Annotated in this window: 15 protein-coding genes and 1 pseudogene; 15 read left to right on the top strand and 1 reads right to left on the bottom strand. The window is 69.4% G+C overall.

Annotated elements, in window-relative coordinates; genetic code table 11:
- Positions 1–18 precede the first annotated feature (18 nt).
- Positions 19–672 (bottom strand): annotated as a pseudogene (locus V8690_RS14320) (transposase family protein); the annotation flags it as partial.
- A gap of 200 nt (positions 673–872) precedes the next feature.
- Here V8690_RS14320 and V8690_RS14315 point away from each other — a divergent pair.
- From V8690_RS14315 to V8690_RS14245, 15 genes are all read left to right on the top strand, one after another.
- Positions 873–1,226 (top strand): hypothetical protein, encoded by a 354-nt coding sequence (locus V8690_RS14315; protein ID WP_338778976.1) that lies wholly within the window; start codon positions 873–875, stop codon positions 1,224–1,226.
- Between the two features lie 118 nt (positions 1,227–1,344).
- Positions 1,345–1,998 (top strand): hypothetical protein, encoded by a 654-nt coding sequence (locus V8690_RS14310; RefSeq protein ID WP_338778975.1) that lies wholly within the window; start codon positions 1,345–1,347, stop codon positions 1,996–1,998.
- Positions 1,999–2,117: 119 nt separating this feature from the next.
- Entirely contained in the window at positions 2,118–2,408 is a 291-nt protein-coding gene (locus tag V8690_RS14305; protein WP_338778973.1) for an inner-membrane translocator, read from the top strand.
- Between the two features lie 439 nt (positions 2,409–2,847).
- Positions 2,848–3,174 carry a hypothetical protein gene (locus tag V8690_RS14300; RefSeq protein ID WP_010046599.1) on the top strand — a complete coding sequence of 109 codons (327 nt, stop codon included), beginning with the start codon at positions 2,848–2,850 and terminating at the stop codon, positions 3,172–3,174.
- A 79-nt stretch (positions 3,175–3,253) separates the two neighbouring features.
- On the top strand, positions 3,254–3,568 hold the full coding sequence (locus V8690_RS14295; protein WP_059422560.1) for a pore-forming ESAT-6 family protein: 315 nt from the start codon (positions 3,254–3,256) through the stop codon (positions 3,566–3,568).
- A gap of 101 nt (positions 3,569–3,669) precedes the next feature.
- Positions 3,670–4,017 carry a DUF6507 family protein gene (locus V8690_RS14290; RefSeq protein ID WP_078945600.1) on the top strand — a complete coding sequence of 116 codons (348 nt, stop codon included), beginning with the start codon at positions 3,670–3,672 and terminating at the stop codon, positions 4,015–4,017.
- Positions 4,014–6,800, top strand: a complete 2,787-nt coding sequence (locus V8690_RS14285; protein WP_338778966.1) for an ADP-ribosyltransferase — start codon at positions 4,014–4,016, stop codon at positions 6,798–6,800. Before V8690_RS14290 ends, V8690_RS14285 begins: the two co-directional genes overlap by 4 nt.
- Positions 6,801–6,841: 41 nt before the next feature.
- Entirely contained in the window at positions 6,842–7,243 is a 402-nt protein-coding gene (locus V8690_RS14280; RefSeq protein WP_338778965.1) for a hypothetical protein, read from the top strand.
- A 7-nt stretch (positions 7,244–7,250) separates the two neighbouring features.
- Positions 7,251–8,066 carry a hypothetical protein gene (locus tag V8690_RS14275; RefSeq protein WP_338778963.1) on the top strand — a complete coding sequence of 272 codons (816 nt, stop codon included), beginning with the start codon at positions 7,251–7,253 and terminating at the stop codon, positions 8,064–8,066.
- Positions 8,059–8,334 (top strand): hypothetical protein, encoded by a 276-nt coding sequence (locus V8690_RS14270; protein WP_338778961.1) that lies wholly within the window; start codon positions 8,059–8,061, stop codon positions 8,332–8,334. Before V8690_RS14275 ends, V8690_RS14270 begins: the two co-directional genes overlap by 8 nt.
- Positions 8,327–9,568, top strand: a complete 1,242-nt coding sequence (locus V8690_RS14265; RefSeq protein WP_338778959.1) for a DUF6508 domain-containing protein — start codon at positions 8,327–8,329, stop codon at positions 9,566–9,568. Before V8690_RS14270 ends, V8690_RS14265 begins: the two co-directional genes overlap by 8 nt.
- Before the next feature lie 84 nt (positions 9,569–9,652).
- The gene (locus V8690_RS14260; RefSeq protein WP_338778957.1) at positions 9,653–10,108 is read left to right on the top strand and encodes a phosphohydrolase; all 456 of its coding nucleotides are present in this window, start codon (positions 9,653–9,655) and stop codon (positions 10,106–10,108) included.
- A gap of 30 nt (positions 10,109–10,138) precedes the next feature.
- Positions 10,139–10,450 (top strand): hypothetical protein, encoded by a 312-nt coding sequence (locus V8690_RS14255; protein ID WP_338778955.1) that lies wholly within the window; start codon positions 10,139–10,141, stop codon positions 10,448–10,450.
- 94 nt (positions 10,451–10,544) lie between these two features.
- Positions 10,545–11,882: a type VII secretion integral membrane protein EccD gene (gene eccD, locus V8690_RS14250; RefSeq protein WP_338778953.1), complete on the top strand. Its 1,338-nt coding sequence runs from the start codon at positions 10,545–10,547 to the stop codon at positions 11,880–11,882.
- 76 nt (positions 11,883–11,958) lie between these two features.
- Positions 11,959–13,506 carry a MinD/ParA family protein gene (locus tag V8690_RS14245; RefSeq protein WP_338778951.1) on the top strand — a complete coding sequence of 516 codons (1,548 nt, stop codon included), beginning with the start codon at positions 11,959–11,961 and terminating at the stop codon, positions 13,504–13,506.
- Positions 13,507–13,525 lie beyond the last annotated feature (19 nt).

Here is a 13,525-nt window from a genome sequence, read left to right as displayed (position 1 = left end):
ATGACTGTGTGGTGCTTCTCGTGCGACGCCGCGCTCGACCGGTGCCCGTGCCGCGGACAGCGCTCGGTTGACGGTTTGCTGGGTTGGCGTGAGGTCACGGCCCGGCGGGCGTCTGAGGGGCGTTGTCACCCACGGGCCAGCTCCCATGTAGGCGCGGTCGGCGAGGACCGGGACGCCCTGGCGTTCGCAGATCCGGATGATCTGGTGGGTGCGGGCCGCGGTCAGGTCGTGCGCGCGGCCGGGCAATGCGGGCGAGATCCACAGCAGCCGGCCATCCGGATCGGTCACCAACTACACGTTCACACCATGTCGGCGGTGCGTGGCAGAGTAGTCGGCCCGGCCGTCGCCCAGGCGGTCGCACTCCGAGAGAGTGCCGTCGAGCAGGACGTAGTCGGGATCGGTCTCGCGCACCACCTTGAGCAGGCCCGGTGCACGGTCAGCGAGCAGGCTGATCACCGAGGTGGTGTAAGCGTGAGCGGTGCCCACCGAGATACCGAAGCCGACGGCGATCTGGGCAAGCGTGTCGTGCTTACGCAAGTACGTCAGGGCGACGAGCGCACGCTGGTGCCGCGGGAGTTTGCATCGTCGGTCACCCTCGCGGGTGACGATGAGCATGGTGACCCACTCGACCAGGGCGTGGGGCAGGTCGAGTGCGGCAGAATAGGGAACCAACGCGGCTCCTGTGCCTGTGGGTTGAGACTTCGAACACCTCCCCCAACGGCACGGGAGCCTCGTGCGTTGCGCATCCCGGCGGCGCCACCCGATCGGTGGCCGTGCTGAAAGGGGCACTGACACCAAGTCGCTCCGAAAATCGGCAGCGTCACGCCGGCGCGGGCATGACGATCACCACGCGAGTGGTGAAGACTGGATAGATGCCTCACGACCCCGGCGGACTCCTGTTCGTAGCGCTCGGTCTCGTACTTGTCGCCGCCGGCTTCGTCTGGCAGGGACGTGTCCTGCGCCCCCTCTCGGTGAAACGGGCCCAGGCGGCCGTGATCCGGGACCGTGCCAGAAGCCTGCTGCGTTCTGCGGACATGGCGATCGCCGAAGCACGCCGCCGGGCCGCACGCGGCGAACCGGCCATCGTCACGGTCGGGGACGTGACCAGGGTGGCGTGCCAGCACTACGGGCACTTCGTGGAGCGCGAAGAGGCAGCTGCCGCCCTCCGCCAGCGCTTTGATGCCGCCGACTGCTGGGTGGACTGCATGACTGACGCTTTCAACTGACTGTCTCCTCGGCGAGTGCCTATTGCCAGGGGCGCCGAAGCCGTCACCTGATCGGTGGTCACGCTGAAAAGGCTCACTGTGCCAGACAACGGCCCGACATATCTCTAAGGAATAGCCCATGTCCATGCCCATGCGTGCGCCGCGTGAATACGCCTCTTGGTTCTGGGATCTGGAGGACTATGCACCGTCTGGGCTGCGATCAGCGCTGGTCACAGCCGCGAAAATGACTGCCGTCTTGCGAAAGCATGACCTGCTGGAGCCGCACCACGTGGAATGGCCGTGGTTCATTCCTGGGACAGGTGGAGCCCCTGCGGTGACGCGTTTGCAGCTCACCGGCCCGATCGATGACGAACAGGTTCTCCAGCGCATGCAGGGGATGCGTCCTGTCGGATTTCCGGAAGCTGTTGAGGGTGACGTTCTCGTGGCGGGGACAGGCGTGTGGCTGGATGCAAACGGTACACCGCGCCGTGAACACCGACTTGTGGAATTGACAGTTTCCCCGGAACGCCTCGGTCTGTCTGCCGAGGTCTCTGTCTTCCATGACGTCTGGGGTCCGTTCGACTTCCGCGGCGTGCCGCATCCGGAAGTGCACCGGCAGAATGCCCCACGGCTCGCCTCTGCGCTGAGGGAATTGGAAGCCCTGCTGGAAGCCCTGCTGGGAGTTCCTGCTGAGCCTGGTGAGCCGACGAACTTCGGTAGGGCTGTGGGCTACGGAGTCGATGAGCCGGTCGTGATGGGCGGCCGCGGACCGGACCTTACGGATCAGCTGTGAGTCCAGGGGCTGCGCTCCACGTGTGATCAGCCCTCCTCTGTCGCTCTCCATGGCTCCTGAGGAGATACGGCGCAAGTTGGGCCGGCTGGACTCCCGATCGTGACATCGGGGAGCGTGCAATGGAGCTCGTCGAGGTGCGTGTGAGGGATGCGGCGGACGTGGCGGCCGGGCTGTTGGTCGTTATCGTGCTCGCCGTACAGGGACTGGGCCGGATGGACACCAACTCCGGACAGACAGCGACCAGCGTGCCGCCCCTGGACTGGGCGCCATTGCTGGGATTCGGCGCTCTGGCCCTGGTGGTCGGCGTAACGGCCGTCGTGCTGCTGCGGATCGGGCACCGAGTTATCGGGGCGGTGCAGCTGACGCTCTGCGTTTTCCTGGCAGTCCACACGCTGCGGCCCTGGCCCTGACCCAGGTGCAGTCGGAGTGGCTGCCGGTCGGCAGGGTTCCCCCGACTGTCTGGGCTTGGTGCCGACCCAGCCGCTGGCACCGGCGTCTGACGCCTGGCCGCCCCTCTCTCGGTTGGTCCGCCGCGTGCTTTGGGCCGACAGGGCTTCCGGGCGGCGCACGGGAGAACCACGTGCCGTTGACTGTCTGTCAGGCAGGCGCACCCCTCACCCTTCCGGCCGACGCAGTCACCATCCCCACCACATGCCTCAAGGCCGTCGGGACCGCAGCCGGTTGGGACCGCTGGTGTCGAGGTACTCTCGGATTTGTGGTGCTTCTGTGAGTGCCTGGGACCTCGATTGCACAGGCAACTGCCGTGTTGATAGAGATTATTGACGAGACTTGAGGACGGCCGGAAGCGGTCTCCGCGATGGCCCACGACGGGGGAGGCGAGTTAGCGCGATGAAGTTCGACATGGGTGCGCAGACGCTGTCGACGTTGCAGCGTGACACGCGTGGTTCGACGGATGACCTGGGTGGTCTGGTCCGGCAGTTGGTGGCGGCGGCGCAGCCGCTGGAGGGCAAGTTCAACGGTTCGGGTCGTGTGATGTTCGACCAGTTCAAGGCTCGGGCGGACCGGATCGCGTCGGATCTGAACTCGTCGCTGTCGGCGATCCTGGGTGGTCAGTCGGGTATGGACTCGGCGTTCTCCTCGGGTGACCAGGAGCAGGGTGACAACGCGCGTCAGCAGATGTCGGCGGCGAACTTCGACGCCGCTCGCTTCCGCTGAGTGACGTTTGCCGGGGCGTCGACGCTCCGGCCTTGTTGGTTTCTTTCTGTCTGCTTGGTTTCTCGGGGAGTGGTGTGTGATGGCGGGTGCGGGTTCGGATCGCCGGTCGTATGACACGGGTGCGTCGACGGATGCGCAGTCGAACATTCAGGGGGTGATCGGCCGTCTGGAGTCGCTGATCACCGAGCGTGACAAGCAGGTGAAGGCGGCGATGGCCGACTTCACGGCGGATGGTGTGGCGGATGAGTATCACGGCAAGGAACAGCGGTGGAACAACGCCTCGCAAGAGGTGAAGAACATCATTCATCTGCTGAAGACGACGCTGGAGAAGAACGACGGTACGGCGCAGTCGACGATTCAGCGGGCGAAGGCGGCAGTGGACAACATCGGCTGAATCTGCCGCTGGGTGTCTGTTTTTTTGTAGTGGTCGGTAGTTGTGTATGACGGGGGTTTTCGGTGCCCGGCTGGGATTTGAAGCCGCAGGGTATTTCGCATGTGCTGAAGACGACGGGTGATGCGGCGTCGAAGCTGGAGAAGTATGCGACGGCGTTCGGTGAGCATCTGACGTCGGCGGCGACCCATGCGGGCACGATCTCGGCCGAGGGTGGCGGTGAGGGCGGAGAGAAGGCCCAAGGTGGCCTGGTCGCTCTTGCGTTGTCGCAGTACGCGGAGCATGCGACGAAGGACTTGAAGTTCGTCGCGGCGCGGGCGGGCAAGTCGTTGCAGGGTGCGGTGGATGCGACGACGGCGTATCTGAACGGTGATGAGGAGATGGCGGCGGAGGCGCAGCGCAACACGCTGAAGGCGCCGCCGGTGGATCTGCCGGGAGTCGGTAAGCGGTGATCCAGCCGGAGAAGATCCCCGAGTTCACCGGGAACCTGGAGCAGTTGGAGACCGACTACGCGGACCTGAAGAAGGATGCCGGTCATGTCCGGGATGCCGGTGGTGACATCCACTCCAGGTTTCAGGGGTTGTCGGCGTATTACCAGGCTCCGGAGGCGGAGCAGTTGTTCGCCACGACGAAGCCGGTGAAGGAGAAGGCCGACCACTTCGCCACCGACCTGGAGACGGTCTCGGGTGCGCTGTCGTCGTACGCCATCGAGGTCAAGCCGCTCGTCACGAAGTTGAAGGAGCTGAAGGCCAAGGCGCAGACCTTCGTCGACTCCGTGAAGGACGATGACGAGTGGGAGTACGACGAGGACAAGGTCGACGAGCACAACCGGCTGCGTGATGACATCACCGCGACGGTGGCGGCGTTCTGGGCGGCGGAGCGGACCTGCCACAACAAGATCACCGCTCTGTGGGGCGGGACGCAGATGGTGGCCGGGGACGGTTCGGAGAAGAAGAACCAGTACGGCTTCAACGCCGACGACATGAAGGACGCCAAACTTCCCTGGGGTGACCCGGTGGAGGAGAAGCACAAGTGGTACGAGGTCGGCCACTGGGTGAAGTCCTTCGTGTGGGACGGGCTGATCGTCGACGGTGTGTGGGGCACGATCAAGGGCCTGGGCACCCTGGTGGGCTTCGGCGGCTGGGACGCGATGGGCCAGGCCTGGAAGGGCCTGGCTCAGCTCGCGACCGGCCTGGTGATCACCGCGATCCCCGGGGCGAACGCATATTTCTGGACGGCGTCGGACAAGGAGCTGCCCTCCTGGCTGCGTGATTCGCGTACGGCGATGAAGGAGACGGGCAAGGCGCTGGTGGCGTGGGACGAGTGGGGCAAGAACCCCGCCCGCGCCGCGGGTGCGGTCACCTTCAACGTGCTGACCACGGTCTTCACCGGCGGCGCGGGTGGTGCGGCGGCGGGTGCGGGCAAGGCCGGCGCGGTCGCCAAGGCGCTGTCGGTGGCGGGCAAGGCCGGCCGGGTCATCGACCCGATGACCTACATCGCCAAGGGCGCGGGCGCCGGCCTGTCGAAGATCGGCGACATCACCAAGGGGTTGAAGGGTGTCGGCACCATCGACATCCCCACGCTCCCCGACGGCTCGGTCCACCTCCCCGACGGCCACCAGCTGGCCTCGAACGGCAACCTCGTCGCGCCCAACGGCACGATCGACACGACACCGGTTCCCCACGGCACCAGCCCGACGGTCCCGCACGGAAACACCCCGACGGTTCCGCACGGCACCACCCCCACGCTTCCGGCCCACTGGACGACGCAGGGCGCCCAGACACCGTCGTACGCGGGCGCCCACGCGAGCACCGACGCGGCCGCGCACACCGTGGACAACGCGGCCCAAGCCGGCCACTACCATTCGCCCCCCACGGCCCCGACCCACACCCCGGGCGGCGCCTTCGACCCGACGCCCGCGCCGTCCACGTACGACCACACGCCGACCGGCTCGCCGTACGGCCACACGCCGTCCGCGTCCCCGTACGGCCACGCGCCGTCGCCGGGCACCTACGACCACGCACCGGCCCCGTCGGCGTACGACCAGGCACCTCAGCCCTCGTCGTACGACACGACCCCGACCACCACACCGCACACGGGCGGTCACCCCGGGACGGGGACTCCCTGGTACAGCCAGACCACTGGCGCCAACCCGGTGCACGACGTCCCGCCGGCGCCGCACACGGGTGGCTCCGACGTTCCCGGCAGCGGTGCTCACCCTGGTTCACCGACGCCGTGGTACCACCAGGCCACGAGCCCGGCGAACGACGTCCCGACCACGCCCCACCCGGGCGGCCACGACGTCCCCGGCACCGGCGGTCACGGTACGGGCCCCGAGGCTCCCGGCACCGGTCATGCCGACGACGCCTCGCACGGCGCCGGGCACGGGGACGACGCCTCGCACGGTGCCGGCCACGCGGACGACGCGGCGCACGCCGGCGACCATGGGGACACCGGACACGATGCGGCGGATGCCGCCGCACACCACGGCACCGACGCCCCAGTCGCTCCGGGCCACCAGGGCGCAGACACGTCGGGGCACAGCGGGGCAGGCGAGCCGTTCGAGTACAAGCCGACTATGTCGGCCGCGCAGTTCGACGCGCTCAGCGACGCCGAGAAGCACGCGGTGGCCGAGGCGGAACTGGCGCGCGGCACGAACCCCGCCCCCAGTGTGAGCAACAAAGCGGGGCTGGCGTACGGAAATGCTTACTGGAACGACTTCCTGGACGACCTGCCTGCGGAGTCGCAGCAGGCGCTGAAGACGTACAGCGGCGATGCGTACACACAGATCAACTCCCACTTGCGCTTCGGCGACGAAGTGGACGACTCACTCAAGTACACCATCTCCGAGATGGACAAGGTCATGGGCACCCGTCCAGTGCCGGAGGACATCATGGTGGTGCGTGGTACAGGGGTCGGTCACATCAAGGTCGACGGCCTCCCGATCGACTCACCGCTCGACATGCTCGGTGGGACCTTCGACGACAAGGCGTTCACCTCCACCGCACTCGGGAAGACGCCGCCGCCTCCGTTCGATGAGAATCCGGTGTGGATGCACCTACGGGTTCCGAAGGACACTCCCGCCCTGTGGATCGACCACCTTTCCGACTATCCAGGAGAACGCGAGTTGCTCCTGGCAAAGGGCTCCGAGTACAAGGTGACGCGCGTGTTCTTCGACGAGGCGCACGGCAAGTGGCATGTTTACGGAGAAGTGCTGCCGAGGCCGAAGCAGTAGTCGCATTGAGGATCAGGCAGAGTTAAGGGATTGTGGACTTCATGAGCAGTGAGCGACCGATCAATCCGCGCTTCGCCGAGGATGTGCACTTCGATCTAGTGGCGCAGGGGCCACCGAAGTACCGGACCCGGACGGACAAACCGGTGCGGTACCTGACGGTGGTCGACAAGGAGGGCGGCGGGGTCCTCGGGTACGTGTGGGCGGGTGACGAGGACGACGCCGCTGCATGGGCACCGAGCCAGGCCGCTGGCGGCCGGGCTCTCGCCGAGGGCGGTCACTGGCACGCCAGGCTCCAGGAAGCCAAGGAGCGGGGCCTCTCCCCGTCGGTGGCTCTCTCGGAGATGCTGTCCAACCCGGAGGGAAACCGAGGGCGGGTACTGCCGGGTTCTCTCACCGACGCCCCGAACGCTGATGTGGTCAAGGCGCTGGCTCAAGGTGAGTAGGAAACTCATGAGCAGTGAACGACCGATCAACCCACGCTTTGCTGAAGACATGTGGTTTGAGGAAGAGCCAGGTGGTCCGCCGCGATACCAAGACCGGACGGACAAGTCAGTGCAGTATTTCACCGTCGTGGACAAGCAAGGAGGGGCAGTCCTCGGCTACGTATGGGCAAGCGATGAGGGCGACGCCGCCGCTTATGAACCACGGCAAGGCGCTGGGGGCCGAGGGGTCAACGCGGGCATTTCCTGGATCCATCGGCTGCGCGATGCCAAGAAGCGGGGACTCCGTCCGTCCGAGGCCCTCGCTAAATTCCTGGCCGACCCGGAACCGGGCGGCAGCGGCCGTCCCGTGCCGAATTCCCTCACCGCCGCCCCGAACTCCGCTGCCGTCGAGGCCTTGGCACAGAGTGGGTATTGGCACAGAGTGAGTAACGGACAGCCGATGAACTCGCGCTTCGAAGAAGACCTGCAGTTCAGGGAGAAGCCGGGCGGACCGGCGCGGTACCAGGACTGGACCGAGAACCCGGTGCAGTACTTCACCGTGGTGGACAAGGAGAACAGCTCGGTCCTCGGGTACGTCTGGGCTGACGCGGACGACGCCGCAGCCTATGAACCGCGCAAGGCGGGCGGCCCCCGTGCGGTGAACGCAGGCATGCCCTGGATCATGCGCCTGCGGGAGGGAAAGGCGCGCGGCCTCCGCCCGACTCAGACACTCGTGGAGCTGTACGGCGACCCCCAGCCCGGCGGCCGAAGCCGCCCCCTGCCCGGTTCCCTCGCCGACGCCCCGAACGCCGCCGCCGTCGAGGCCCTGGCCCAGGGTGACTAACGAAGAGCCGACCAACTCGCGCTTCGGGGAAGAGGACGACGCGGTCGGCCGGATCGTGCCGTCGGGGCTGTCGGCCGACGCCGTCAACGCCGGTGGCAGGTGGGTGCGGGCTCTGCGCGCCGGCAAGGCCCGACAGCTCGCCCCCACCGTTCTCCTCGCCGAAGTGGCGCGCGGCGCGAACGACAGCGAGCGGAGCCACGCGGTTCCGGGCTCGCTCACCGAGGCACCGACGCTTGCCGCGCTGAAAGAGCAGCCCCCCGGTGGCTGAGCCCCGGCCGACCCACGAGAACAACAACATGACCGACCCCGTGCACCACATCTCCGTCACCGCCCCCGACGGCGAGGTGGTCGGATACGCCTGGGTCGAGCCCGGCGCCGACGACGTCGAGTGGATCAACCGGCGGGCGAGCAGCAGCAGTGCCTACCACGCGGGGACGGAGTGGTACCGCCGGATCCGTGAGGCTCGTGAGCGCGGGCTCACCCCACTAGGCGTCCTCCACCTGCTCAGCCACGAACCCGGCGTAGGACCCGTCACCGAGGCCGCCGACGCCGCCGCCGTCGAGGAACTCGCCCGCATCGTCACCCCGGCCGACGACCAGCGCCTCCTCGCCCAGCTCGACCGTGACGACGCCGAGGCGTGGCGGGAACTCGCCGACGCCTTCGACGCGCTCACGGACGAGGACCGGGACGTGCAGTGGGGCGGTGGGCAGAAGTCGCCGAGCGGTGCCATCCACGTGCCGTTCCCCAAGTACAGCGAGGGGGTGCACCGGGCCGTCCACGCCCTCCACCGCGTCGGTGCCGTCACGCCCGAGCACCGCTGGATGGACAACCCCATGCCCACGCTCCGGCCGGAGGGCGGGCTGCGGCCCGCCGACGCCGTGCGGGCCGCCACCGCCGTGGTGCGCGGGGAGAAGTTCTGCGACGGGACCATCGACAAGGCCCTCAAGAGCGGCCTCCTGGACGCCGTCGCCGACTCCCTCCGCGCCTGGTACGCCGACCCTCCCGCCGAGCAGCCCGCGCTGCCCTCTGCCCCGGCCGACGCCTCGTCCGACAGCGGCCGGGACCGCCGCCTCCCGCATCCGGACCTCCCCGAGCCCCCGGATCCGTCCTTCCCCATGTGCAGGTTCTGCGGAGGTTCTCCCGCCGCAGACGTCGCGTTCCGCGCGCACCGCGGCCTCGTCGTCCTCATGGGGTTCCGGAAGACGGACGGTCCGATGTGCATGACCTGTGGGCTGGCCGTGTACCGCGCGCTGACCACCCACACGCTCGCCTGGGGCTGGTGGAGCCCCCTCTCCCTCTTCCTCTTCGCGCCGTTGACGCTGGTCCGCAACGTCCTGGCCGTGCGCAAGGTGAAGGAACTCCCCGCGCCGGGGCCGGGCACGCTCGGCCCGCGCTACGACCCCGGCGTACCCGTGCGGCGACGGCCCCGGGCGTACATCGCGCTCCTCCCCGCACTGTGGGTGCTCTTCATGATCGTGACGGGGCTGTCGGGCGGTGTGTGAAGACGCGTGGGGGAGAGCCGCACCCCGGTTGTTCGCGTGGCGCGTTCGTGTCTTATGTTGCGGAAGCGAAGCTAGGGGGATCGCATGCCGCAGGAGATGAGTCTCGCCGACGTCGAGGCCGTCGCTCGCGCCGCGCACGCCGGGCAGACGGACAAGGCCGGTCGGCCGTACGCCGAACACCTGTCGGCCGTCGCCGAAGGCGTGCGCGCCCGGGGAGGGAACGACGAGCTGGTGGCCGCCGCCTGGCTGCACGACGCGCTGGAGGACGGCGTCCTCAGCGAGGAGTGGCTCGACGCCGCCGCCCTCACGCAGCAGACCAAGGACGTCGTACGGGCCATGACCAGGCGGCCGGACGAGGAGCCGGAGGCGTACGCACACCGGATCCTGGCCACCCCGGGCGCCCGGCTGGTCAAGGCCGCCGACCTCGCGCACAACGCCGACCCCCACCGCCTCGCCGCACTCGACGAGCACACCGCCCGGCGGCTCACGCGGAAGTACGCCGTCATGCGGAAGCGCCTGGGCCTGGCCCCGGACGACTGACCACGCATCAACAAGGCACAGGACGACTGAATGGCACGGGACTACGACAGCCAGCTGCTGGAGTCGGTGGCGGTGCGCCGGCGCCGGATGCGCGACGCGCTGCTGTTCGGCACGCAGCGCGCGCGACGGACGGCGGACGAGCGGTTCGGCAAGATGTTCGCGGGCATCGCGATCGCCGCCGTACTCTGCGCCGGCTGCATCGGCTGGTCCTTCCTCCAGGCCACGCTGGCGAAGCAGAAGGCCGAGGAGAAGAAGCAGCAACAGCAGCAGGAGCAGCTGTACAACCCGACGCCCAGCGCCTCCGCGAGCGGTGCCGGCGGCAAGAGTGCGGAGAAACAGTGAACGGGGCGTGCACGGCCGTCGCGAGCGGATCGGAGCGCGGCCGTGGCGGAAAAAACGCGATGATAGGTTCCGGTGAGTGGTGAGCGCAGCAACGATGTCTCGGACCCAGCTGAGCCGGGTCACCCTGATCGGCGAGCGACGGCGAGCCGACCTGGTCCTGCCGTCGGACACACCGATCGGCCAACTGCTCCCCGACATACTCCAGTTGCTGGACGACCGGGCCGCCACCCGGCCGACTACCCGGCAGCTGATCACCTCCGACGGCTCGGCGCTGCCCCATGACGCGACGCTGGCGTCGGCCGAGGTGCCCGACGGCGCCGTACTCCGCCTCGTCCGGGCCCATGCCGCACCGCCGGCGCCGGTCGTGCACGACGTCACCGATCAGGTCGCGGACGACCTCGACCTGCGGACCTGGCGCTGGCGCCCGGCCGCCCGCCGCGTCAGCGCCGGTGTGGCCACCGTGGTGTTCGCCGTGGCCGCGGCCGTCCTGGCCCGGCAGGAGTTCTCCCTGGAGTCCGTCACCACGGGACTCGCGGTCGTCACCGCCCTGTTCCTGATCGCCGGCGCGGCCATCGCCCGGATCGGCCGGGGCAACCAGGGCCTGGCCAGCGCGCTGCTGCTCGCCGCCGGCGGGCTCGGCCTGCTGACCGCCTGGACCGCCGCCGACGCCTACGACTGGGGCGGGACGGCCCGGCTGGCCGGTGTCGCCGCCGCACTGGTGGTCACCCTCGTGCTGCTGGCCTACTGCTCGCCGCTCGGCAAGGGCGGGCTGATCGGGGCCGGGGCGATCGTCGTCGTCGCCCTGGTGTGGGAGACCGTCGCCCTCCTCCAGGACCGGGCGGACCGGATCGGCGCCGTGATGGCAGTGTTCTCCATCATCCTGCTCGGGCTGCTGCCCCGGTTCGCGCTGATGGCCTCGGGACTCACCGCCCTGGACGACAAGCGCTCCACGGGGACGTCCGTGAGCCGCCACCAGGTCGCCAACGCCCTCGCCGCCACCCACCGCGGGCTCGCCCTCGCCACCGTCGTCACCGCGGCGTCGGCCGCCCTCGGCGGCTGGATGCTGACCACCGCGAAGGAGCCGACCGTCTGGACGGTGGGCCTCGCCTCGCTCGTGGCCGTCGTCCTGCTGTCCAGGGCGCGGGCCTTCCCCCTGGTCGCCGAGGTCGTGGCGCTGTTCGCGGCGGCCGCGCTGCTCGTCGTACGCCTCGCCGTGCTGTGGCTGGACCACGCCGGGGGCGCCGGTGCGCTGGTGCTGCTGGGGGCCGCGGCACTGCTGCCGCTGCTGGCCCTGGGCATCGAGCCGCCCGACCACGTCCGGGTGCGGCTGCGCAGGTTCGCCGACCTGATCGAGTCCCTCGGCGTGATCGGGCTCTTCCCGCTCGCCATCGGGGCGTTCGGTATCTACGGGCAGTTGCTCAACAAGTTCTGAGGCTTCGAAGACCAGACGCCCACCCTGTCGCTCCCGCGGAACGACACGGCGGGATGCGGCAGGAGAGAAGGGCGACATGCCGAGCGGGGACAACTGGCAGAACGACGTGCTGCGCGATTTGAGGGGCGGCACGCCCCAGCAGCCGCAGCACACGTCCCAGCAGCGGGACCGGCAGCGGGCGGCGGCAGAGCAGGCGGCCCCGCAGCAGGCACAGGGGCCGGAGGCGCAGCAGGCGCACGCCGCCCAGCAGGGCACAGCCGGTCAGTACGCCCAGGGACAGGCACAGGGACAGGCACAGGGGCAGGGGCCGGCACCGGCCTACGGCTACCCACAGCCGTACCAGCAGCCCACGCCCGCCGAGCAGCAGCACGCGCAACAGCAGGTGTACGCAGAGCAGTACGCCGCCGCGCAACGGCAGGCCTATCCCGCGCAGGGACAGCAGCCGCACCCCGACCCGGCCCATGCCCAGCAGGCCTACGCCGAACAGCAGGTCTACGCACAGCAGCAGGCGTACGCCGAGCAGCAGCAGGCCTACGCCGAACAGCAGCAGCACCAGCACGCCCAGCAGCAGGCCTATGCCGAACAACAGGCCTACGCCGAGCAGCAGCACGCCGCCCAGCAGCAGTCCGCCGCGCAGGAACAGCCCCCGCCGCAGCAGTACGCGCAGCCGGCCCCTGCGCCCCGTGCCCGCGCCTCCCGAGCCACCCCCGACAGCCGCCCGGTCCTCGACCAGAAGCTCGCCGGCGCGGGCAGGGGACCCCGGCGGGGGGAGCCGTTCGCCGCGCGCGCCCTGAGGGCCGTACGCCGCACTGTTTCCTCCTCCGCGGCCCGTGAGGTCGCCGAGACCACCGCGACCGCTGAGATCCTCCAGCAGCCGGTCACCACCGGCCGCCAGATAGCGGTCACCTCGATCCGCGGAGGCTCGGGCAAGACGACGGTCGCCGCGCTGCTGACCGCCACCTACGCCCACTACCGCCAGGACCCCGTCCTGGCCGTCGAGGCCGACCCGGCGCTCGGCTCGCTGCCGCTCCGGCTCGGCGCGGAGAGCCTGCGCTGGACCACGGGCGATCTCGCCGACGTCGTCGAACCGCAGATGACGCTCCTCGACATCACCGGCTACCTGGTTCAACTGCCCGAGAACGCCTGGCTGCTGCCCGGCAGCCAGGGGCAGGTCGGGGCCATGCTCGACACCAAGGGCTACGAGCGGATCATGGTGGCGATGCGCCGCTACTTCGGCGTGACCGTCGCCGACTGCGAGACGCTGCCCGCCGAGGTCGCCCGCACCGCCCTGTCCGCCGCCCAGGCCCGGATCCTCACGGTCCCCGCGACGCTGGAGGGCATCGCCAGCACGCACGCGGTCCTGGAGTGGATGCGCGGGCTGCCCCGGGACATCACGACCTCCACCGTCGTCGTGCTCACCGAGACCGTGCCGCACACCGGCGTCGATCTGGACAAGGCGGCCGAGCAGCTCAAGGCGACGGGGGCGAGCGTGCGGATCCTGCCCTACGACCGGCATCTGGCGGCCGGCGGCACCATCCGCACCGAGCTGCTCGCGCGAGACACCAGGGAGGCCGCCACACGCCTGGCGGCGGAGGTCTTCCAGCTCTCCCACAAGCGCCGCTGAACCCTCCGCACACGAAGGG

Origin of the sequence: Streptomyces sp. DG1A-41, from assembly GCF_037055355.1 — a bacterium.
Classification (GTDB): Bacteria; Actinomycetota; Actinomycetes; order Streptomycetales; family Streptomycetaceae; genus Streptomyces.
Note: the sequence above shows the minus strand (reverse complement) of the source record. Positions and strands in the feature narration are given on the sequence as shown.

Excerpts from the sequence above, each read along its gene's own strand:
- V8690_RS14275 (WP_338778963.1), top strand. The coding sequence starts at position 7,251 with ATGAGCAGTGAACGACCGATCAACCCACGCTTTGCTGAAGACATGTGG.
- V8690_RS14295 (WP_059422560.1), top strand. The coding sequence starts at position 3,254 with ATGGCGGGTGCGGGTTCGGATCGCCGGTCGTATGACACGGGTGCGTCG.
- V8690_RS14255 (WP_338778955.1), top strand. The coding sequence starts at position 10,139 with ATGGCACGGGACTACGACAGCCAGCTGCTGGAGTCGGTGGCGGTGCGC.
- V8690_RS14245 (WP_338778951.1), top strand. The coding sequence starts at position 11,959 with ATGCCGAGCGGGGACAACTGGCAGAACGACGTGCTGCGCGATTTGAGG.
- V8690_RS14305 (WP_338778973.1), top strand. The coding sequence starts at position 2,118 with ATGGAGCTCGTCGAGGTGCGTGTGAGGGATGCGGCGGACGTGGCGGCC.
- V8690_RS14260 (WP_338778957.1), top strand. The coding sequence starts at position 9,653 with ATGCCGCAGGAGATGAGTCTCGCCGACGTCGAGGCCGTCGCTCGCGCC.
- eccD (WP_338778953.1), top strand. The coding sequence starts at position 10,545 with ATGTCTCGGACCCAGCTGAGCCGGGTCACCCTGATCGGCGAGCGACGG.
- V8690_RS14300 (WP_010046599.1), top strand. The coding sequence starts at position 2,848 with ATGAAGTTCGACATGGGTGCGCAGACGCTGTCGACGTTGCAGCGTGAC.
- V8690_RS14315 (WP_338778976.1), top strand. The coding sequence starts at position 873 with ATGCCTCACGACCCCGGCGGACTCCTGTTCGTAGCGCTCGGTCTCGTA.
- V8690_RS14280 (WP_338778965.1), top strand. The coding sequence starts at position 6,842 with ATGAGCAGTGAGCGACCGATCAATCCGCGCTTCGCCGAGGATGTGCAC.
- V8690_RS14310 (WP_338778975.1), top strand. The coding sequence starts at position 1,345 with ATGTCCATGCCCATGCGTGCGCCGCGTGAATACGCCTCTTGGTTCTGG.